At 54.5% G+C, this 21,098-nt stretch carries 18 protein-coding genes; 7 read left to right on the top strand and 11 right to left on the bottom strand.

The window, feature by feature from the left end:
* Positions 1–105 precede the first annotated feature (105 nt).
* The 5 genes from FCN45_RS10095 to rstA all read right to left on the bottom strand — a co-directional run bounded on the left by FCN45_RS10095 (position 106) and on the right by rstA (position 5,363).
* Positions 106–912 (bottom strand): serine protease, encoded by an 807-nt coding sequence (locus FCN45_RS10095; protein WP_137385851.1) that lies wholly within the window; start codon positions 910–912, stop codon positions 106–108.
* A 277-nt stretch (positions 913–1,189) separates the two neighbouring features.
* Positions 1,190–1,660 (bottom strand): acid resistance repetitive basic protein Asr, encoded by a 471-nt coding sequence (asr, locus tag FCN45_RS10090; protein ID WP_007888004.1) that lies wholly within the window; start codon positions 1,658–1,660, stop codon positions 1,190–1,192.
* A 170-nt stretch (positions 1,661–1,830) separates the two neighbouring features.
* Positions 1,831–3,318, bottom strand: coding sequence for a carboxypeptidase M32 (locus FCN45_RS10085; RefSeq protein ID WP_137385850.1), 1,488 nt, complete (start codon positions 3,316–3,318; stop codon positions 1,831–1,833).
* Between the two features lie 12 nt (positions 3,319–3,330).
* Complete coding sequence (gene rstB / locus FCN45_RS10080; protein WP_137385849.1) at positions 3,331–4,641, bottom strand: two-component system sensor histidine kinase RstB; 1,311 nt, start codon at positions 4,639–4,641, stop codon at positions 3,331–3,333.
* The gene (gene rstA / locus FCN45_RS10075; RefSeq protein WP_101764317.1) at positions 4,638–5,363 is read right to left on the bottom strand and encodes a two-component system response regulator RstA; all 726 of its coding nucleotides are present in this window, start codon (positions 5,361–5,363) and stop codon (positions 4,638–4,640) included. Before rstA ends, rstB begins: the two co-directional genes overlap by 4 nt.
* Before the next feature lie 176 nt (positions 5,364–5,539).
* Here rstA and FCN45_RS10070 point away from each other — a divergent pair, with 176 nt between their 5' ends.
* Positions 5,540–5,953, top strand: a complete 414-nt coding sequence (locus FCN45_RS10070; protein WP_008106403.1) for a hypothetical protein — start codon at positions 5,540–5,542, stop codon at positions 5,951–5,953.
* On the opposite strand, the gene FCN45_RS10065 is transcribed toward FCN45_RS10070, so the two are convergent.
* Positions 5,950–7,341 (bottom strand): amino acid permease, encoded by a 1,392-nt coding sequence (locus FCN45_RS10065; RefSeq protein ID WP_137385848.1) that lies wholly within the window; start codon positions 7,339–7,341, stop codon positions 5,950–5,952. The two genes, FCN45_RS10070 and FCN45_RS10065, sit on opposite strands and share 4 nt — an antisense overlap.
* Before the next feature lie 224 nt (positions 7,342–7,565).
* Positions 7,566–8,522, bottom strand: coding sequence for a DUF1471 family protein YdgH (gene ydgH / locus FCN45_RS10060; protein WP_101764318.1), 957 nt, complete (start codon positions 8,520–8,522; stop codon positions 7,566–7,568).
* A gap of 539 nt (positions 8,523–9,061) precedes the next feature.
* Here ydgH and pntA point away from each other — a divergent pair.
* Both pntA and pntB read left to right on the top strand, forming a co-directional pair.
* The gene (pntA, locus tag FCN45_RS10055) at positions 9,062–10,591 is read left to right on the top strand and encodes a Re/Si-specific NAD(P)(+) transhydrogenase subunit alpha (protein ID WP_137385847.1); all 1,530 of its coding nucleotides are present in this window, start codon (positions 9,062–9,064) and stop codon (positions 10,589–10,591) included.
* Positions 10,592–10,602: 11 nt separating this feature from the next.
* Entirely contained in the window at positions 10,603–11,991 is a 1,389-nt protein-coding gene (gene pntB, locus FCN45_RS10050; RefSeq protein ID WP_137385846.1) for a Re/Si-specific NAD(P)(+) transhydrogenase subunit beta, read from the top strand.
* Between the two features lie 78 nt (positions 11,992–12,069).
* Here pntB and uspE read toward each other — a convergent pair whose 3' ends face one another.
* Positions 12,070–13,026: a universal stress protein UspE gene (gene uspE, locus FCN45_RS10045; protein ID WP_101764321.1), complete on the bottom strand. Its 957-nt coding sequence runs from the start codon at positions 13,024–13,026 to the stop codon at positions 12,070–12,072.
* A gap of 118 nt (positions 13,027–13,144) precedes the next feature.
* Positions 13,145–13,897 (bottom strand): FNR family transcription factor, encoded by a 753-nt coding sequence (locus tag FCN45_RS10040; RefSeq protein ID WP_008106391.1) that lies wholly within the window; start codon positions 13,895–13,897, stop codon positions 13,145–13,147.
* 296 nt (positions 13,898–14,193) lie between these two features.
* On the opposite strand from FCN45_RS10040, the gene smrA reads away from it, so the two are divergent.
* Complete coding sequence (gene smrA / locus FCN45_RS10035; RefSeq protein WP_137385845.1) at positions 14,194–14,760, top strand: DNA endonuclease SmrA; 567 nt, start codon at positions 14,194–14,196, stop codon at positions 14,758–14,760.
* Here the strand turns inward: smrA and FCN45_RS10030 are convergent.
* Entirely contained in the window at positions 14,757–15,677 is a 921-nt protein-coding gene (locus FCN45_RS10030) for a LysR substrate-binding domain-containing protein (RefSeq protein ID WP_101764323.1), read from the bottom strand. The genes smrA and FCN45_RS10030 overlap by 4 nt on opposite strands.
* A 322-nt stretch (positions 15,678–15,999) precedes the next feature.
* On the opposite strand from FCN45_RS10030, the gene FCN45_RS10025 reads away from it, so the two are divergent.
* Positions 16,000–17,334, top strand: coding sequence for an aromatic acid/H+ symport family MFS transporter (locus FCN45_RS10025; RefSeq protein ID WP_137385844.1), 1,335 nt, complete (start codon positions 16,000–16,002; stop codon positions 17,332–17,334).
* Positions 17,335–17,422: 88 nt separating this feature from the next.
* Positions 17,423–18,757: a VOC family protein gene (locus tag FCN45_RS10020; protein WP_210421259.1), complete on the top strand. Its 1,335-nt coding sequence runs from the start codon at positions 17,423–17,425 to the stop codon at positions 18,755–18,757.
* 54 nt (positions 18,758–18,811) lie between these two features.
* Here the strand turns inward: FCN45_RS10020 and FCN45_RS10015 are convergent, their stop codons facing one another.
* The gene (locus tag FCN45_RS10015; RefSeq protein WP_101764325.1) at positions 18,812–19,246 is read right to left on the bottom strand and encodes a DoxX family protein; all 435 of its coding nucleotides are present in this window, start codon (positions 19,244–19,246) and stop codon (positions 18,812–18,814) included.
* A 192-nt stretch (positions 19,247–19,438) separates the two neighbouring features.
* Here FCN45_RS10015 and FCN45_RS10010 point away from each other — a divergent pair, with 192 nt between their 5' ends.
* Positions 19,439–20,956 (top strand): carboxylesterase/lipase family protein, encoded by a 1,518-nt coding sequence (locus FCN45_RS10010; RefSeq protein WP_137385843.1) that lies wholly within the window; start codon positions 19,439–19,441, stop codon positions 20,954–20,956.
* Positions 20,957–21,098: the final 142 nt, after the last annotated feature.

Raw genomic sequence — 21,098 nt, 5'->3', positions numbered from 1 at the left:
ACATCGCACAATTCTCGAAGAAAACGGCAAGGCGGGGCAGCGGCCCCAGGGATGGGCCACGACGACGTTACGTAGCGGCCCCGCCTTTTGCCTGAGAGCGCCGAATTACTGGGCTAACTCTTCCAGCTTATCTTTAAAGGACGGCACCGCAATCGCGCGGTTATCGGCACGGTAACGATCGGCCGGCGCGGGTGCTGAACTCTGTACCGCAATCAACTGCCACTCATCACCGTTCTTCAACAGCAGCGGCGAACCGCTGTCGCCCGGCAAGGTATCGCACTGATGCGACAACACTGCACGCTGCGCCCAACCGGTCACTAAACAATCGCTGTGCGAATAGAGCGTATCCAGATGATCGGCCGGATATCCGGCTTGCGTCACTTTACGTTGCGTGGTTTTCAATGCGGCGGTTAAATCGCCACGCGAACCCTCAAACAATGGAATCGGCACAATGCCGGAGGGCGGATTATGCAAAATAACCAGCCCATAATCGTAGGGTGCGGCTCCCGGCGGCACGATCCAGCCTTCGCCGTCTGCCTGCAACCGGCGCGCTAAAGAGGGTTCAACGCGCGCATCAATATCATGAATCTCGTAGCGCCAACCTTTCGCGCTGGCCATAAAACGCAGCGCCACCGGCTTATCAAACTTGCCGGGCGGAGCCAATAAACAGTGTCCGGCGGTCAACGCCAGATGGGCAGAAATCAAGGTGGCAGTGCAGAGGTTACCGCTTTCGGTCTCTAACTGACCGATGGCATCCCAGGGCGCGGCGCTCACGTCGCTGATCGCCTGGCGATGATCTTTGCCAAAAAACAACGTTTTGATGTCTTCCGGGCTTGGCCCATCTTCATCATCGGCATGTGCTGTGTGGGTAAAACTGAAAAGACCAACGAGTAACAGGATAGCCAGGCGCATAGTTCTCTCAATGGCGAGAATAAGTAGAAGTTGTTGTCATCACGCTTGAGCGATAACTATAGTCGGTGAGCGGTGAAAAAGGGAGAAATATTGGAGTAATCAGCACGCTACAACGATTAGATAAAAAAGCTGGCTGCAACTATGCCACAGAGGATCATCACAATCAGAATAATTTCGAAGCGATAGCGACGCACCATTTTTCGCTACTCCAGTAAATAAACACCCGGCATAACCGGGTGTTTTCAATCATCAATACGGTGTTGGCGCTAAAGCGATCTTATTTAGCTGCTTTTTTCACTTTGTGGTGCTTTTTAGCAGCCTGAGCTTTCTGCGCAGCTGGCTTGGTTACTTTGTGGTGCTTTTTAGCAGCCTGAGCTTTCTGTGCAGCTGGTTTGGTTGCTTTGTGGTGCTTTTTAGCTGCCTGGGCTTTCTGTGCAGCTGGCTTGGTTGCTTTTTTGTGGTGCTTTTTAGCAGCCTGGGCTTTCTGTGCAGCTGGCTTGGTTGCTTTTTTATGATGCTTTTTAGCGGCCTGAGCTTTCTGTGCAGCTGGCGCTTTCTTCTCTACTTTTTTGTGCTTCTTAGCAGCCTGCGCTTTCTGAGCAGCAGGTTTCTTATGATGTACTGCTTTGTGTTTCGCTGGCGCTGCAGTGGTTGCTGGCGTTGCTGGAGCAGCTGTGGTCTCAGCAGCGAAAGCAACAGAAGACATACCCATAGCAGCGGCGATCACCAGTGCAAATAATTTTTTCATTGCAAAATCCTCGAACTATTTTTTCATGTGTAGCCCACTGCGGGGCCGGTGAAAACACTATATGAAAAACAATTCAGGCTTTCCGTGAGGCATTGGTATCGGCGTGTAACGGATTGTACAAAGCGGCGTAAAGGAAGAGAAAAGGGCGGCCGCATCGGCCGCCGCGCAGTTTACTCAGAGAGATAACGTTGTTCAAGGTGCTGACGGAAATAGTGCGGATTCAGCGCTTCGCCGGTGGCATTGATCAGCAGCTGCTGCGTTGGGAAACGGCTGCCGTGCTGCCAGATGTTCTGCTGTAACCAGTCAAACACTGGCTGCAACTCACCTTGCTGGATCAGCGTCTCAACCTGCGGAATGGCACGCTTCACCGCCTGGAACAGCTGGGCTGCATACATCGCACCCAAGGTGTAGGTGGGGAAATAGCCAAACGCACCGTCGGTCCAGTGAATATCCTGCATGCAGCCATCGCGATAATTACCGCGCGTATCAATGCCCAACGATTGCTGCATCTTCTCGTCCCACAGCGCCGGGATATCTTCAACTTCAATCTCGCCTTCAATCAGCGCGCGCTCGATCTCGTAACGTAAAATCACGTGCGCCGGATAACTCAGTTCGTCAGCGTCGACACGAATAAAGCCCGGCTTCACGCGCTGCGCCTGACGGATAAAGTTGTTTAGCGCCAGCGCAGGCTGATCGCCCATCAGCGCCACCACCTGCGGATGGATATGTTGCAGGAAGGCTTCACTGCGCCCCAGCTGCATCTCCATAAATAGGCTTTGCGACTCATGAATCGCGGTAGAACGCGCCTGCGCCACCGGCTGACCGCGCCACTGTTTTGGCAAATTCTGCTCGTAGCGCGCATGGCCGGTTTCATGGATCACGCCCATCATGGCGCTAAGGAAGTCGTTCTCGTTGTAACGCGTGGTAATGCGCACATCTTCCGGCACGCCGCCGCAGAACGGATGCGCACTCACATCTAAACGGCCGTGATTGAAATCGAAGCCCAGCGTTTTCATCACGCTCAGGCCGAGCTGTTTCTGCGATTCGATAGCGAACGGACCCACCGGCTGCGCGATCGGGGTTTGCTGCTGCTTCGCCACTGCTCTTTGTAGCAGGTCGGGCAACCAGCTTTTCAGATCGCCAAAGGTTTGATCCAGCTGCGCGCTGGTCATGCCAGGCTCAAACACATCCAGCAGCGCGTCGTAGCGCGATACGCCGAGTGCATCGGCACGCAGCTGCGCCTCTTCACGGCTCAGCTTCACCACTTCTTTCAGATTGGCGGAGAAACCTTGCCAGTCGTTCGCCGGACGCTGCTGACGCCAGGCGTGTTCACAGCGCGAACCGGCCAGCGACTTGGCTTCCACCAGTGAGGCGGGCAGCAGCGTCGCTTGCTGCCAGGCGCGCTGCATCTCGCTCAGGTTAACCTGCTCGACATCATTCAATAATTCCTGCTGCGCGGCATTAAACAGCCCGCCGAGGCGTTTATCGGTCAGCACTTCGTGCATGAACACGCTCAGTTCGGCCATCGCTTCACCGCGCGCCTGGCTGCCGCCCGGCGGCATAGTGGTTTGCATATCGACACCGGCAATGGCACCTAAATGGCCAAAGCGGGAGAGACGCTGAAAAGTGCGGCTAAGTTCTTGATAAGCGGAAGTCACGTAATAAGCTCCTTATGACGGTAAGCGTGGCGCAATGTCCCGCAAGGGTAGATCAACCGGCCAGCAAAAGCGAACGCTGGCGCCGCCAAGCGGGCTGCTCTCAATCGAGACATTTCCCTGCATGGCCAGCGCAATGGAGTGCACGATCGCCAGACCCAAACCACAACCGCCGGTGGCGCGATCGCGGCTTGGATCGAGGCGTACAAAAGGTTCGAACACGCGGGCGCGCTCTTCCTGCGGAATGCCCGGACCGTCGTCTTCCACCTGCAAACAGCCCAGCGCGCCATCAAACCATAAGCTTACGCGCAGGCGCTGTTGCGCATAACGCAGGGCGTTATTCACCAGATTATCCAGCACACGCTCCATCAGGCGCGTGTCAGCGCTGCCGACGTTCTCCAGCTGCGGGATATCCAGCGCAATCTGCGTCTGCGGATTCATGGTTTGCACGTCTTCAATATGTACACGTAGCCATTGCGCCAGATCGAAGGATTGCAGATGAAGATCAACGCGCGGACGATCGAGGCGCGCATACGTCAGCAACTCCTCAATCAAACTCTCCAGCTGGCCCACATCGCGGTTCAGCGCGGCGGATTCCGTGGCGGTGAGGTTATCGCTCATCTCCAGCCGGTAGCGCAGTCGCACCAGCGGCGTACGCAACTCGTGCGCGATGCCGTCAATCAGCTGTTTCTTGCTGGCAACCAGCGTGTTGATGTTCTCCGCCATCTGATTAAACGCTACGCCAAGACTGTGCAGGCTGGAGGTGCTTTCAAAATGGGTGCGCACGTCGAGTTCGCCACGGCCAAAACGCTGCGCGGCTTTCTCTAGCCGCTGCATCTCTTGCCAGTGCGGACGCAGCCAGATAAACACCGGCAGCGCCAGCGACATCCCGATAAATGCCAGCAGCGCGATATCCAGAATGCGCATCTGATGCAGATAGAAAAGATACGGAATCGGGCCAACGGAAAGCACATAGTGGCTGCGCGGAATATGCTGTAAGAAGGTGTACTGATCGTCAATCGCCACGATTTCCCCGGCGCGCAGGCGCTTCATGTCTGCATCACCCAGCTGATATTTGCTCATCGGCTCGATATTCAGATCAAACGACAGGTCAAGATCGAGGCTGCGAATGGTTTTGCTCCAGTCGCGCGGTGGGATCTCGCGCAGTTCGCTGCGCATCAAAAAAAGCGAGCTGGCCATCAAGTCGTTCATCGACTGGCGTCCGGCGCGTTCGGCGGTGAATTTGTACACCAGCCCAACCAGCAGCGTCATCACCAGAAAACAGACGAACAGCAGCAAATAGAACTGAATAAAGAGCTTTCTCATGCGGAACGGGTATCCCAGGCCTGCGGCGCGAACAGATAGCCTTTGTTACGGATGGTTTTGATGCGGAATGGCTCGGTGGCGCTGTCGTAGAGTTTTTTGCGTAAGCGAGAAATCGCCACGTCGATGCTGCGATCCATGCCATCGTAGGTCACGCCGCGCAGGGTTTTCAGCAGCGCATCGCGATTGAGGATCTGTCCGGCGTGATTCGCCAGTTCCCACAGCAGATCGAAATCGGCGGTGGATAGCACAATATTCTCCTCAAACAGCGTCACCTGGCGATTGAGCGAGTCGATGGTCAGGGAACCAAAACGCAGCACGCGTTGTGAGCTTTGTAGGGCGGGCGTCACTTCCGGCTGACCGGCATGCGCCTGACGCAGATGCAAACGTAGGCGCGCCAGTAACACCGCCGGCGGCGTGGTTTTGAGGATGTAATCGTTAGCGCCCATCTCCAGCGACAGAATGTGGTTCATGTCGCTATCGAGCGAGGTGAGCAGCACAATCGGACCTTGCCAGCTAGCACGCAGATCGCGGCACAATGTCATGCCATCTTTGCCGGGTAACATGATATCCAGCATCACTAAATCGGGATCGTGCAGGGCGATGGTGGCTTCGGCGCGGTCACCGCGCGTTTCAACAATTACTTCAATATCGTGGCGGCCAAGATAAGCGGCGATCAGTTCGCCTACTTCTGGCTCATCTTCCACATAGACGATTTTGTTCATAATTCACTGTGACGGATGAGAATCTCAGCAGCATAGCTTTTCCTGGTCCTGAGCTCTACGTTACCGCACGAAATATCCCTGCGTGACTGGTATGTATACCGTGAAATGTGCCATCATTAGCGGCGCGTTGTCGCGCAAGGTTCGGAACCGTAACGAAAAACAGGAGGAGTGCGAGAGTGTCTGATAAAGAGCTGGCTTCAGCCGGATACAGTGATCGCATCTGCTTCAATTACAGTGATTTTCTCTCCGCTTCCTGCAAAAAACGCTGGAGTTTTGTCGATGCCATTTATGGCGTGATGCCTATTTTTGGCATGGTGACGCGTAAATCGGCGCACAATCTTCAGGCCAGCGACGACCATCTGAAAGAATTAGCATTACAAATCATTTCAACACAGGTGAGCGACGAGATTAATATCGCGCGTTTGATAACCCTGGCCGAACAACAACACATCAGCCGCTTTGATATTCAGCTGCCGTATCCGCTGTCAGCGGAGCAGCTTGACGCTATTCATCAGGAATACCGTAAGCCGCTCAATCTGACACAGCAGGATGACCTGCTGTGCGTTTCCATTCCCGTCCAGCCGCACTAATTCGTTAGCTGCCACAACGCGGGCAGTGACGCCGCAATCAACAACACAATCGCGATGCGCTCCAGCTGTGACAACATTTTGTCGCCACGGCCGCCGCGTCGTGCGTACAGAAACAGCAGCAATCCGGGCGCATAGAGCACGACTGAAAGCAGCAAATGCAAAGGACCCGACGCATACAGCAGCCAAATGCCATACGCGCTGGCACCGACGCCGGTAAACATCGCCCAGGGTTTGTTCTGCCCGCGTACTACCTTAATCAGATACAGACCCACCAGCAGATAGGGCACCAAAATCATTTCTGAAGCGATGGTCAGCAGCGTGTTGTAATCCGCACCGGTTAAGGCGATCAAAATCAGGCAAACCTGTACGCTGCCGTTGGTCAGCCATAACGACGTCGAAGGGGAGTTGTGGCGGTTCTGACGCGCGATGCTGCGCGGGAAGGCACCTTGTTGTGCGGCGAGGAACGGCACTTCAGCGGCCATAATCGTCCAGCTCAGATAAGCGCCGCACACCGAAATAATCAATCCGACCGCAATCACCGCATCGCCCCAATGACCGAGCAAATGCTTCATCAAACCCGCCATAGAAGGATTGCGCATCTGCGCCAGCTCGGCACGCGGAATCACGCCTAACGACAGCAGCGTAACCAGCAAGTAGACCAGCAGCGCGGCCAGCACCGCCATCAGCGTGGCGCGTCCGACATCCTGTTTATTACGCGCACGCGCAGAAACCACCACCGCGCCTTCCACTCCAATAAATACCCACAAGGTGATCAGCATGGTTTGCTTCACCTGCTGCCACAGCGGCTGACCGAGTTCCACGCCGCTGAAATCAAAGCGGAAGCGATCATAGTTGAATGCCAGCAGCGCCAGCACCACAAACAGCAGCAGCGGCACCAGTTTTCCCAGGGTCGCCAGCACATTAATGCTGGCCGCAGTTTGCACGCCGCGCAGCACCAGACAATGCACCAGCCACAGCAGCACCGACGCGCCGAGCATCGCCTGCCACGTATTGCCATCACCAAACACCACGCGATCCGGCGTGTCGGTAAAGAAACTCAGCGCCGAGAAGACAATCACCAGATAAGAGACGTTGGCAATGACCGCACACAGCCAATATCCCCACGCCGAGCAGAAGCCTATCAGCTCGCCAAAGCCGGCGCGCGCATAGGTAAAGATGCCGCCATCCAACTCTGGTTTCAGCCGCGTCAGCAACAGCATGGCGAGCGACAGGAAGATGATGCCAACGCCGGTGATGAGCCAGCCGATCAGCAGCGCCGCCGGGCCGGCAACCGCTGCCATATTTTGCGGCAGGCTGAACACGCCAGCGCCCAGCATAGAGCTGAGTACCAACGCGGTGAGCGCACTAAGACCTAATTTTTTATCCAAAACGCCCATCCTAAACAGCAGAGTATGCTGGGTGGTGACGATTCCGCTGGAGTGTCGCGTGGCAATGAGCCAACTTTGAAACGGAATCCCCTAAAAACAGGCGGCAGATTTTACGGAGTGCAAACGGGGAAGGCAATGCAAGACTATGCAAATCTGCGCACAGATTATGCAGTTAGTATGAAGGAGATTTTGAAAAGGGCGACGGACGCCGCCCTTAATCGCTATTACTTGAACAGATCGGCGGTGACAGTCAGGTTACCGCCGCTCTGGTTCTGCCATTGACGCGTGATGTGGTAGTACTTAGCGCCTTTTTCCACTGCGCGTTTGCCAACCGCTTCCGAGATTTCGGTTGGGGTACCGAAGTGATCGGAGAAGGTGATGGTGTCAAACGGCTGCATCTGCGCAGCAGTAATCGCATTCACTTCCTGCACGCTACGGCCATCGGCAGTTTTCACCGTGTAACGTTGGCCGGTTGAGCTTTGCGTTTCGAAGAAACGACCAACGTTGCGGCTTGGGGTATCCGAAGAGGCCACGCCAGGAATGGCCACTTTAGTGGCGGCGGTGCCACCTGCGGCCAATGCAGCTTTACCGGCTTCAGAATCTGCTGGGATTGAATCAGAGGTGTTCTGTACTTTACGTTCTGGCGCATCAGCCTTATAAACATACGCGGTCACGTACTGGTTGCCGCCGTTGTTCGCATCAACCTGACGCACGATAAAGAACGATGCCGCACCTTTATTTTTGGCTGCCTTGGCAATCGCTTCATTAACATCTGGCTGGCTGGAGAAGAAGCCATTTACCGACACGGTGTCATACGGCTCAAGGCGATAGGCTTCTGCTTTCGGCAGCTCTTTCACGCCTGAGAAGGTGCGATATTTAGTGGAGTCATCCGCTTTTGGTGCGTTAGCTTTATACAAATCAGCCGTTACGCGCCAGTTACCGCCGTTGCCGTTGCTATCATTAATACCCTGAACATAGAAAGAGTCAGCGCCTTTGGCATCGGCTTGTTTGGAGATGGCATCAGTTGCATCGCCAATCGCATTGAAACGGCCGCTGATATTAATACGTTCGAATGGTTTCAACGCGGCCGCTTGCTCTGGCGTTAACTCTTTAGCAGCAAACGCATTCGCTGCCAGCAGTGATAACAAGGTTGACGCCAGAATGGTGTTCTTCAGCTTCATAAAAATGATCCTTCGCCTTACGCAAAATGAGTACGAAAACGTGCTGGACTCTTGATGTATAACAGATTAGCCGCTGATTATTGCATGTAATAATCGGCCTGTCTCAGCCAATTTAAGCGCATAACATTGACAATCTCTGCCGTTTATTCATCGACCTGTCATTGACTTCTGTTACGGCTCTTTTTTGCACAGATAACCACTTATTCTGGTAACACTTAGTGCCATAATAGTTAAAGCATTGTTAATTAAAGGTTTTTAAAAACACTTAATTCGACATGACACGATTTTGCGCAGCAGAATATTTTTTAATAAACACCAAATGCAGTGGCAAAACATGGCATTCAATCTTTGTGTCTGAATATTTGTGTGAATGTCATAAGTGGGCGTTATCGCTGTGGATCACTCTTCATATTTTCAGTAGGTTATAAAGACTTTGTTACATTGTGCATTTTTCTCATAAAAAGCTGAAACACTGTTTCGGCTTTTGAGCTTTTTGCCACTTACAGAACCTCATCCTTTAATTGTTGAAAGGAAACAGTATGTTAATTGGGATACCCAAAGAACGGTTAGCCAACGAGTCGCGCGTGGCCGCCACGCCAAAGACCGTTGAGCAACTGATCAAGCTGGGATTTAGCGTCACCGTTGAACAGAGCGCAGGACTTCGCGCCAGCTTTGATGATGAAAGCTTTATCGCCGTCGGCGCCACTATTACTAACACTCACGATGTGTGGCAATCGGACATCGTTTTGAAAGTGAATGCGCCGGACGATCAGGAGATTGAACTGACGCGCGCCGGTAGCACGCTGGTGAGCTTTATCTGGCCTGCGCAGAATCCCGCGCTGTTAGAAAAGCTGGCAGCACGCAACGTCACCGTGATGGCGATGGATTCGGTGCCGCGTATTTCTCGTGCGCAGGCGCTGGATGCGTTGAGCTCAATGGCGAACATTGCGGGTTATCGCGCCATCGTTGAAGCCGCTCATGAATTCGGCCGCTTCTTCACCGGTCAAATCACCGCTGCCGGTAAAGTGCCGCCAGCCAAAGTGATGGTGATCGGTGCGGGCGTCGCGGGATTAGCGGCCATCGGCGCGGCAGGCAGTTTAGGTGCCATCGTGCGTGCGTTCGATACGCGTCCTGAAGTGAAAGAGCAGGTGCAGAGTATGGGCGCCGAGTTCCTTGAGCTGGACTTTGAAGAGGAAGCAGGCAGCGGCGATGGTTATGCCAAAGTGATGTCTGAAGCCTTTATTAAGGCAGAGATGGAGCTGTTTGCCGCGCAGGCGAAAGAAGTGGACATTATCGTCACCACCGCGTTGATTCCTGGCCGTCCGGCCCCGAAGCTGATTACTGCCGAGATGGTTGCCAGCATGAAACCAGGCAGCGTAATCGTCGATCTGGCTGCGCAAACCGGCGGTAACTGCGAATTGACGGTGGCCGATCAGGTGACCTTAACCCATAACGGCGTGAAGATTATCGGTTACACCGATTTGCCAAGTCGCCTGCCAACGCAATCCTCACAGCTTTACGGCACCAACCTTGTCAACCTGCTGAAATTGCTGTGCAAAGAGAAAAACGGCGAAATTACCGTGGATTTCGACGACGTGGTGGTGCGCGGGGTGACGGTGATTCGTGATGGCGAAGTGACATGGCCAGCGCCGCCGATTCAGGTTTCCGCCGCGCCGAAAGCGCAACCCGCCGCACAGCCGCTGCCGAAGGCAGAAGCCAAACCGGTTTCACCATGGCGCAAGTATCTGCTGCTGGCGCTGGCGGTGGTGCTGTTTGCCTGCCTGGCCAACGTCGCGCCGCCGGACTTCCTGTCACACTTCACCGTGTTCGCGCTCTCTTGCGTGGTCGGCTATTACGTAGTGTGGAACGTGAGTCACGCATTGCACACGCCTTTGATGGCCGTCACCAACGCCATTTCCGGCATTATTGTGGTGGGTGCGGTGCTGCAGATGGGCCACGGCGGTTGGGTCACGATTCTGTCGTTTATCGCCGTACTGATCGCCAGCATCAATATCTTCGGTGGTTTCACCGTCACCCAGCGCATGCTGAAAATGTTTCGTAAGAATTAAGGGGTAGCAACATGTCTGGCGGATTAGTTACTGCAGCATATATTGTTGCCGCGATTCTGTTTATTTGCAGCCTTGCCGGTCTCTCGAAACACGAGACCTCCAAGCAGGGTAATATTTTTGGTATGAGCGGCATGGCGATTGCGCTGCTCGCTACCATTTTTGGCCCGAACACCGGGAACGTTGCCTGGATTCTGCTGGCGATGGTGATCGGCGGTGCAATTGGTTTGCGTCTGGCGAAAAAAGTCGAAATGACCGAAATGCCGGAACTGGTTGCCATTCTGCACAGCTTCGTGGGTTTGGCGGCGGTGTTGGTGGGCTTCAACAGCTATATCGATCACGCGCCAGGCCTCGCGCCGGTGATGGAAAATATCCATCTGACCGAAGTGTTCCTCGGCATATTCATCGGTGCGGTGACCTTTACTGGTTCACTGGTGGCGTTTGGCAAACTGCGCGGCAAGATCTCCTCATCAGCGCTGATGCTGCCACATCGTCATAAAATGAACCTCGCGGCGCTGGTGATTTCCTTCCTGCTGATGCTGTGGTTCGTACAAACTGATAGCACCGGTGCGCAGGTGTTTGCGCTGCTGCTGATGACCGTCATTGCGCTGGTGTTTGGCTGGCATCTGGTGGCGTCAATTGGCGGCGCGGATATGCCGGTTGTGGTCTCAATGCTGAACTCTTACTCCGGTTGGGCGGCGGCGGCGGCAGGCTTCATGCTGAGCAATGATTTGCTGATCGTTACCGGTGCGCTGGTCGGTTCCTCGGGTGCCATCCTCTCTTACATCATGTGTAAAGCGATGAACCGCTCCTTTATTAGCGTGATCGCCGGTGGTTTTGGTACCGATGTAAGCGTGGGCGGCGAGAGCGATGAAGTGGGCGAGCACCGTGAAATTACGGCGGAAGAGACGGCAGAAATGCTGAAAGCCTCTTCTTCTGTAGTGATCACGCCGGGTTATGGCATGGCGGTGGCGCAGGCGCAGTATCCGGTAGCGGAGATTACCGAAAAGCTGCGCGCGCGAGGTATCAAAGTTCGCTTTGGTATTCACCCGGTTGCCGGTCGTTTGCCGGGTCACATGAACGTACTGCTGGCGGAAGCGAAAGTGCCTTACGATGTGGTGCTGGAAATGGACGAGATTAACGATGACTTCAGCGATACCGATACCGTTTTGGTTATCGGCGCGAATGACACTGTTAACCCAGCCGCACTGGAAGATCCGCGCAGTCCAATCGCTGGCATGCCGGTGCTGGAAGTGTGGAAAGCGCAGAACGTGATTGTATTTAAACGCTCGATGAGCACCGGATATGCGGGTGTCCAGAATCCGCTGTTCTTTAAAGACAATACGCAGATGCTGTTTGGCGATGCAAAAGCGAGCGTGGAAGGCATTCTGCGCGCGCTGTAAAAAAGCAGGGCGGTGATGTGATTCACCGCCCTGAGTAGAAATAAGTAGGGCGGCCATGGCGAGCCGCCCTTTTTTTAATCAATCGTCTTCATCTTCTTCGTCATCGTGATCAATCGGCGATTTGAAATCGTCTGGCTTGATCGCCAGCAAATCACAACGCAGATGATCAATCACCTGTTCCGCAGTATTACCCAGGAAAGCGGCTGACAAGCCGGTACGGCCGATGGTGCCGAGCACCACAATGCCGGCGTCCAGATGCGAGGCAATATCCGGAATCACTTCCTCGGGCAAACCTTTCGCCACGTGGGTGAACTCTTCACTGATGGAGAATTTTTGACGCAGCGCTTTCATCGCCACTAAATGCTGGCCGCGAATCGCGTCGTTGTAAACGCTGGGATCAAAGTCGGGCAGTTCGATAGCAATATTGATCGGGGTGATGGGGTAAGCGCCGACCAAATGCACTTCGGTGTGATTCACCATCTCGGCAAGCAGCGTGGTTTCACGAATCAGCTTCTGATTTAGCTCATCATGATGCGGCTCTTCGCTGGCTAAGTTGACCGCTACCACCGCTTTGCCGCCTTCAGGCCACGCCTGATCTTTCACCATCCACACCGGACATGGACATTTACGCAGCAGATGCCAATCCGTCGGGGTGAAGATGACCGCTTCGAGGCGATCGTGCTGGTGCGCCATTTTCAGCACTAAATCATGCTGATGTGCCAGAATTTCCTGGATGATGGCTTCATACGGACGGTTATGCCAAACCACTTTGATTTCAATTTCAACGCCAGCCTCAATATATGCCTGGGCCTGTTGGCGGATCCATTCGGTACGTTGGCTGATTACCCCTTTGCGCATATTGGAGCGCTCGTCGGGCGACAGCAGCGTGGTCATTTCATATGAGAAGTCGTAAATAGGCAGGAAAGCTTTGATTTTTCCGCCAATACGTTGATTGAGATAAACCGCACGACGCAGCGCGGGCTGATCGTCCTGCTGGGCATCAATAGCCACCAGAATATTTTGGTACCGGGACATAAGCCGATCTCCTAAAACCAAAGCAAGTTGGGTTAAAGATAGCCTAAGTTTGGACAGGGCAGAAGCGGAAAAGTTGTTGCCGGATCAATAAAATAACTTTTATTAACCCGGCACAGAATCACGCGGCTTGTTCGGTCTGGCCAGCTAATTCTGCCAGCAGAGCGTGGTTCTCAATGGTGATATATTTGCCTTTTACGGCCAGCATGCCACTTTTCTGGAAGCGACCCAGCAGACGGCTGATGGTTTCTACGGTTAGTCCCAGATAGTTACCAATGTCGCCACGCGTCATGGTCAAACGGAATTCACGCTGTGAGAAGCCGCGCTGACCGAAACGACGCGACAAATTCCAGACAAACGCCGCCAGACGCTCTTCGGCATTTTTCTTCGACAGCAGCAGAATCATGTCCTGATCGCCTTTGATTTCACCGCTCATCAAACGCATCATCTGCTGACGCAGCGCCGGCATTTTACCGGAGAGGTCGTCGAGCGTTTCAAACGGGATTTCGCACACCATCGCCGTTTCCAGCGCTTGCGCAAAGCTCGGATGTTTGGCACCAACAATGGCGTCAAAACCCACCAAATCGCCTGCCAGATGGAAGCCAGTAATTTGCTCGTCGCCTTGTTCAGTGATGGTGTAGCTTTTGATGGTGCCGGAGCGGATTGCGTAGAGAGATTTCAGTTCATCACCGGCTTTGAACAGCGTCTGGCCTTTTTGAATCGGCTTTTTGCGCTCAATGATGTTATCCAGCTGATCCAGTTCGTGCTCGTTCAGCGTGAAGGGAATACACAATTGGCTGATACTGCAATCCTGACAATGGATGGCACAACCGCCAGACTGAATACGTCGAATGCTGCGTTTTTCCTGGATCATATAGTTACGCTCGATGATTATTGACTGCGGTCAATTTTAACATTTTTCTTAGCGAAGGGAACTCATCCGAGCAGTAAATGTCCTTAAAACCCCACAAATGTCAGGTATTACGGGGTTTGCGCTGGTCTGACTGAAGCGCATTTATTGATCTGGAACGTTTTGTTGCCAGGTTTACAGCTTGAGCGCGCTTATTACAGCGCAAAAAGTGACAGATGTTTTGCCCATAATCCTTTACTACTCTTTTGCTTTAGCGTCGAATTGGACGCGCAGGCAAACACCAGGCGAGAGGAAACACCATGAACCTTGATGATGAAGACCTTTTCCGTGATGCCATGGGTGATGTGACACCATTAAAAAATTGCGCTAATACCCAATGGCTACGCGCACCTTCGCCTAAAGCGCCGCGTGCGCCGCAGGAAAGTGACGAGCAGGAAAATTTCCTCACGCGTGGCTATCTCGACATCGTTCCACTGACAACACCGCTGGAATTTAAAGTTGAAGGCGTACAGCAAGGCGTGCTGGATAAGCTGCGACTGGGCAAATATCCGCCTGAAGCCAGCCTTAATCTGTTACGGCAGCCAGTGGAAACCTGTCGTCAGGCGCTGTTCAGCTTTATGCAGCAGGCCAATAAACATGGGTTGCGCAATCTATTGATTATTCATGGCAAAGGGCGTGACGATGAGTCGCATGCCAATATCGTGCGCAGCTATGTGGCGCGATGGTTGCCGGAGTTTGCAGAAGTGCAGACCTTTTGTACGGCGCAGCCGAAAGATGGTGGGGCGGGCGCGCTCTATGTTGGTTTACGAAAAACCGAACAGGCGCGCCTGGAGAACCGTGAGCGTCATGCAAAACACAGTCGCTAGCTGTGGAATTTGCGGATGGTCGCCATCAACACTTCGGCGCTCAGGCTTAACGGACTGCCGCTGCGCGTAATAATGCCCACCGGTTCGCCTGGCCCCGGCGAGGCGATCGGTAGCGCACACAACGCATCGTGATTCAAATCTTCTTTGATGGCGCCAGAAGGCACAAACCACACATAGTCGTAACGCAGTGCCAGCTGTCGCGCCAGCGATGTCGATGAAGTTTCGACGCAGTTTGCTGGTAAGGTACAACCTTGCTCATTCAGCATATGCTGCGCGATACGGCGCGGTGCGGTGCCTTCCGGCGAAATCACTACTGGCCACTGCATCGCGCGCGACAGCATAACGTTCTCGCTTAATAGCGGATGATCGGGGCGCACCACCAGTTTGAGTGATTCCAGAAACAGCAATTCATAAGTGAGTCCGGCCATCATATCGCTGTCCGCCATACGACCAATCCCGACATCAAATTCACCGGCACGTAAACCGGCCAACAACACGTTGTTATGCAATGTCGCAACCTGCACCGTGGTGTTAGGTTGCTGTTCATGGAAGCGATCGAGAATTTGCGGCAGCATGCCCATCGCCGCAGTCGTCAGCGCGCCGAGTCGAATCACCACCGGTCGGCCCGGCTGCGGTGCGTTGAAGCTCTGACCAGCATGATTAAGCGCATCCAGCACTTTCACCGCATGAACCAGAAACTGTTCGCCCAGCGTGGTGAGCTGCGCGCCGAGTCGTCCGCGCTCAAACAGTCGCGCGCCCGCCAACTCTTCCAGCTCATTCAGTGTTTTCGATAAAGCGGGCTGGCTCAGATTGAGCGTTTCAGCGGCACGACCGAGCGTGCCTTGCTGCGCCACCGCCACAAAGGTATGTAAATGACGCAAGCGAATGCGCTGATTGAAAAGGATATTTTTGTCCATACGCCCAACATAATGAGTTATGCCGAGGAGCAGCAATGAGGAAACGTTAATTATGTTAACTTGCCTGCAAATTTATATTAACAAAAACACCGCTATGCAAGCTTCGCCGCTAACCTGATGTATTTATGGGTAAAGCTGCAAAAGACACTTTTTGCAGCATATTCGCGCGCTCTTAAATCAATAACATACAGCGTAAAAAGTTGAATAGTTCTCAATTACATCCAAAAAGAGTGCCTGTTATTGTTAACGATGAGCTATGATAAGCGCCGTTTTTTTTACTAAAACTGATGCCCTAAACGGTTAAAAGTGCAGGAGTCGTTACGTGACCAGCGTTGAAGCAGTAGACGTTCGCCAGCTTATCAATAAGAGTGCGCTTAGCAGCTGGCAGAAGCGCTTAATCGCGCTGTGCTTCGTGGTAGTGGCGCTGGACGGCATGGACATTGCGCTGATGGGCTTTATTGCGCCCACGCTGAAAGCCAGTTGGGGCGTCACGAATCATCAACTCGGCATGGTGATCAGCGCGGCACTGATTGGTCTGGCATTGGGGGCGATGGTCGCTGGACCGCTGGCCGATCGCTATGGGCGCCGCGTGATGATCCTCACCAGCGTGCTGTTTTTCGGTCTGTGGACGCTGGCCACGGCGATGGCGCAGAACATCGAACAGATGATGCTGTTCCGCTTTCTCACCGGTTTAGGGCTTGGGGCCGCGATGCCCAACGTGGGCACGCTGGTGGCCGAATACGCGCCCGAACGTCGCCGCTCATTTATTATTACCGTGGTGTTCTGTGGCTTTACCTTTGGTGCCGCGACGGGAGGCTTTGCCGCTTCGTGGCTGCTGCCGCGCTATGACTGGCACTCCGTTATGCTGATGGGCGGCGTGCTGCCGCTGCTGGTGCTGCCTTTTTTAGTGCGCGGCTTACCGGAATCGGTACGTTTTCTGATTAGCCGTCGCGCGCCTGCCGCACGTATTCACGCCATCCTCGAACGTATGCTGCCCGGCAGCGTGCAGCCGGATAGCCATTATCAAAGCACTGAGCTGCCCACCGCGCGAAAAGGTTCGGTGGCGACCGTGGTGTCGCGCCGCTATCTGTTCGGCAGTTTGATGTTGTGGGGCGGCTACTTTATGGGGCTGTTCCTCGTTTACCTGATTGGCAGCTGGATGCCTTCATTGATCAGCACGCTCGGCATGTCGGTGACGGAAGCGGCGATTGTCACGGCGATGTATCAGGCCGGCGGAACCCTTGGCTCGCTGTTTGCGGGTTGGTTGATGGACCGCATCAACGCCAATCTGGCGCTGGCGGTGATCTATTTCTGCGGTGGCATTGCCATTGTGGCACTGGGTTTTTCACCCGCGCAGGTCGGCTTAATGAGCGCCATCGCTTTCTGCAGCGGCTTCTGTTTTAACGGCGCCAACACCGGCATGAATGCGCTCTCCGCCAGTTATTACCCAACTCATGCGCGTGCCACCGGCTCCAGTTGGATGCACGGCATAGGGCGCATCGGCGCCATCATTAGCGCCTTTGTCGGTGCCGAGTTATTAACGCTTGGCTGGACGTTCAGTCAGATCTTCCTGCTGCTGGCGATTCCCGCCGTGTTAACCACCATCATGCTGGTGCTGAAATGTCGCTTTGGTGACCAGTCAAACCTCACCGAGTGACAAGGCGATCACAGTTCCACGAAATTGTTACCCGCCGCTAAAGGGTTGATCTACAGTAGCAACAACCCGTTAGCCCAAGGTGATGATGATGCCAAACTTTCTCAGCAGCGATGCCATCCGCACGCTGTTCTCGCAGGCAATGTCGACCCTGTATCAGCAGGAAGTGCCGCAATACGGCACGCTGACGCAGTTGGTCACCGCTGTTAATGAACGTACGCTGGAAGCCAATCCCGAGTTAAAAAACCGCTTGTCGGCCGCCGATGAACTGAGTCGCCTGAGCGTCGAACGTCACGGTGCGATTCGCGTCGGCAAGGCTGATGAACTCAGCACGTTGCGCCAGATGTTTGCCGTGATGGGCATGGAAGCGGTGGGGTATTACGACCTGTCGCAAGCCGGTGTGCCGGTGCACTCCACGGCGTTTCGTCCGGTCAGCGATCGCGCGTTGCGCCATAATCCATTCCGCGTTTTCACTTCGTTGCTGCGTCTGGAACTGATTGATGATGCGGCGCTGCGCGAGAAGGCCGCTGCAATTCTCGCCGCGCGCGATATCTTTACGCCAGGTTGCCGCGCGTTGATCGCTAAGCAGCAGCAGGGCGGTTTGAACGCCGCGGATGCCGCCACTTTCGTGCAGGAAGCGCTGGAAACCTTCCGCTGGCATGCGCACACCACCGTAGACAGCGCCACTTATCGCGCACTGAGCCAGCAGCATCGTCTGATTGCCGATGTGGTGTGTTTTCGTGGTTGTCACATCAACCATTTGACGCCGCGCACGCTGGATATTGATCGGGTGCAAGCGCTGATGCCTTCACGCGGCATCGATCCCAAAACACTGATTGAAGGCCCGCCGCAGCGTAAAGTACCGATTCTGCTGCGCCAGACCAGCTTCAAAGCGCTGGAAGAAGCGGTGCACTTTAACGATGGCACGCCGGGCACGCACACCGCGCGCTTTGGTGAGATTGAACAGCGCGGCGCGGCGCTCACCCCGAAAGGACGCGAACTTTACGATCGTCTGCTGGCCGAAGCCGGTACCGGCAGCGATAACCAGCATCACCAGCAACATCTAAGTGAAGTGTTTGGTGATTTCCCCGACGACGAAGAGTCTTTGCGCGAGCAGCAGCTGGCGTGGTTCCGCTATCGCCTGACCGAAAAAGGCGAGCATCTGCCGCCACGCGCGGGCGAAAGCGTGACGCAGTTGCTGGCTGAAGAGCGTTTGAGTGCCGAACCGATCGTTTACGAGGATTTCCTGCCGGTCAGTGCCGCGGGGATTTTCCAGTCGAATCTGGGCGACGTGGCGCAAACACGCAGCGCGGGGAATGCCAGCCGAGCGGATTTTGAAAGCGCGTTAGGTTGCGCGGTGCAGGATGAAATGGCGTTGTACCAGCAGATGCAGCAGCGCAGTCTGGAACGCTGTGGCGTAGCCTGAAGAGAAATGTTACAGCCGGTCTGAAATTCAGCAGACCGGCTGCTTTTCTTGTGGTTATTGCAAGCGCGCGTCACGCACCAGCGTGTACTTCCCGGCACCCAAAAACATAATGGCGAGCGCACCCAGCAGGTAAAGCGCTTCTGTCTCCAGCGCCCACGCACCGACGTCGGTGCGATGCCAGACAGCGCCCATTTTTACCAGCAGTGTCGCAACAATCATGTTCACCGCAATAATGAACGCCGCAGGGCGCGTCAAAAATCCGATGATCACCATTACAGGTGCCGCTATTTCCCCGATGTAAGCACCGTAAGCGATGAAACCTGGCATTCCTTTGACGGCGAGCATGTGCGCAATCCAACCCACGCCATGCACCACTTTGAACGCCCCATGAAACAGCAGCAATCCGCCAAACGTCAGGCGCAAAAGCAGTTTGCCAAGGTCCGGGTGATCGCACATCCGGTTGAACATTTGATTAATGCCACCAAACATGGTGTTTCTCCGTCGCGCCAGGTTAACTTGCAACCTTAAAACAAATGGCCTTGATGGGGTTAGCCAAAATATTTGATGGAGTTGTTCAAAGAATCGCGCCGCGTTTCGGCTTAATCTGCAAATGCTTTCAGAACATGGACATTCGTCCAAGGCCTGCAAATAATGGAACGATGCATTATCAGGGAACCCGAGATGAAAAATGAACGACGTCTGAGGATCATGACCGCAGAAGGGGAACTCAGAGGCCTGATGGACGAAGATCTTTTTGTCTTTAAAGGAATACCGTACGCAGCTGCACCTACTGGCGCTTTACGCTGGCGACCGCCGCAGCCGGTCCAGCCGTGGCAAGAGGTGCGTGATGCGACCAAATGGGGCGCAGCAAGTTGGCAAAATCGTGACTATTGCGTGGCCGCCGGCGGTGGCGATCCCGGTCGCTTTAGTGAGGATTGTCTCTACCTGAATATCTGGACGCCGGATGTTGAGCCTTCGCGGCCGTTGCCGGTAATGGTCTGGTTGCATGGCGGGGGATTTTCCATCGGTGCCGGTAATCTTGATCCTTATCGCGGTAAAGCGCTGGCGGCGCAAGGTGTGGTGGTGGTGACGCTTAACTACCGACTCGGTCACTTCGGTTTTTTCTCTCATCCGGCGCTGGATGCGCAATACCCCGACGGGCGCGTGATCAACAACTTTGCCTTACTCGATCAAATTGCTGCTTTGCAGTGGATTCAGCGCAACATTCCTGCCTTTGGCGGCGATCGCCATAACGTGACGCTGTTTGGTGAATCCTCCGGTGCGCGTAGTGTGTTATCGCTGTGCTGCTCGCCGCTCTCCGAGGCGCTATTTCACAAAGGCATCGTACAAAGCGCCTACAGCCTGCCCGACATCCCGCAAAAGCAGGCACAACAGATCGGTTTGCAGGTCGCGGCGCATTTTGCGTTACCCGAAGATGCCAGCGCCGAGCAGCTGCGCGAGCTACCGGCCGAACAATTCTGGCCGTTAGAACGCCCGCTGGCGCTCGGCCCGGTGCCCATCAGCGGCGATGCGGTACTGCCGAAACCGATGTTAACCACGTTTATGTCCGGCAAGCAGCATCGCATTCCGTTAATGATCGGCAGCAACAGCGATGAAGCCAGCGTACTGGACTATTTTGGCGTGGATGCCACGGCAGTATTGCGACAGATGCGCAGCAAAAACCGCATCAGTTATTGCCTGATGAAGTGGCTGTACGACATTCATGATGATGCGCTGCTGGGACGTGCGGTGGCGCGCGATATGGCGTTCACGGTGTTACCGTTAATCATCGCTCAGGCGCAGCACAATATCGGCCTGCCCGCATGGCGTTACTGGTTCGATTACGTCTCCGAAAATGCGCGCGACCTCTATCCGCACGGAACATGGCACGGCAACGAAATTCCCTATGTCTTTAACACGCTGGATACGCTAGCGCCGCCAGCGGAACGCAGCTACAGCGAGCAGGATAAAGCGTTCGCCTCCACAGTCAGCGCTTATTGGGTCACCTTCGCGCGTGAAGCCAGCGAGTTCAGCTCGCACTTAGCGGGTGAAGTAGATTGGCCAGCCTGGCGACCGGGCGAAGATCTGACGCTGGCGCTGGGCGATCAGGGCAAAGCCCAGGCGGTGGTGAAGGCGCGCTTTATGCGTGGACGGCTGCGTTTGTTCCGTTTGATGATGCGCAGCCACGTTAAGCTTTAATGAGCGTGCTAATGGTGTAATCTGGCAAATCAATTTATAAGGCAAATTTTCGCCTATCTTGCTGATAAATCTTAAAAGCGCATATTCCTCACCCGCGTCAGTAAGCAATTAATTAGCTTACAAAACCGTTACATTTTCCCGA

The organism is Pantoea sp. SO10 (genome assembly GCF_005281435.1).
Classification (GTDB): Bacteria; Pseudomonadota; Gammaproteobacteria; order Enterobacterales; family Enterobacteriaceae; genus Pantoea; species Pantoea leporis.
Note: the sequence above shows the minus strand (reverse complement) of the source record. Positions and strands in the feature narration are given on the sequence as shown.

Coding starts and splice junctions, on each gene's coding strand:
- FCN45_RS10095 (WP_137385851.1), bottom strand. CDS start 912: ATGCGCCTGGCTATCCTGTTACTCGTTGGTCTTTTCAGTTTTACCCAC.
- asr (WP_007888004.1), bottom strand. CDS start 1,660: ATGAAAAAATTATTTGCACTGGTGATCGCCGCTGCTATGGGTATGTCT.
- rstB (WP_137385849.1), bottom strand. CDS start 4,641: ATGAGAAAGCTCTTTATTCAGTTCTATTTGCTGCTGTTCGTCTGTTTT.
- rstA (WP_101764317.1), bottom strand. CDS start 5,363: ATGAACAAAATCGTCTATGTGGAAGATGAGCCAGAAGTAGGCGAACTG.
- ydgH (WP_101764318.1), bottom strand. CDS start 8,522: ATGAAGCTGAAGAACACCATTCTGGCGTCAACCTTGTTATCACTGCTG.
- pntA (WP_137385847.1), top strand. CDS start 9,062: ATGTTAATTGGGATACCCAAAGAACGGTTAGCCAACGAGTCGCGCGTG.
- pntB (WP_137385846.1), top strand. CDS start 10,603: ATGTCTGGCGGATTAGTTACTGCAGCATATATTGTTGCCGCGATTCTG.
- uspE (WP_101764321.1), bottom strand. CDS start 13,026: ATGTCCCGGTACCAAAATATTCTGGTGGCTATTGATGCCCAGCAGGAC.
- FCN45_RS10040 (WP_008106391.1), bottom strand. CDS start 13,897: ATGATCCAGGAAAAACGCAGCATTCGACGTATTCAGTCTGGCGGTTGT.
- smrA (WP_137385845.1), top strand. CDS start 14,194: ATGAACCTTGATGATGAAGACCTTTTCCGTGATGCCATGGGTGATGTG.
- FCN45_RS10030 (WP_101764323.1), bottom strand. CDS start 15,677: ATGGACAAAAATATCCTTTTCAATCAGCGCATTCGCTTGCGTCATTTA.
- FCN45_RS10020 (WP_210421259.1), top strand. CDS start 17,423: ATGCCAAACTTTCTCAGCAGCGATGCCATCCGCACGCTGTTCTCGCAG.
- FCN45_RS10015 (WP_101764325.1), bottom strand. CDS start 19,246: ATGTTTGGTGGCATTAATCAAATGTTCAACCGGATGTGCGATCACCCG.
- FCN45_RS10010 (WP_137385843.1), top strand. CDS start 19,439: ATGAAAAATGAACGACGTCTGAGGATCATGACCGCAGAAGGGGAACTC.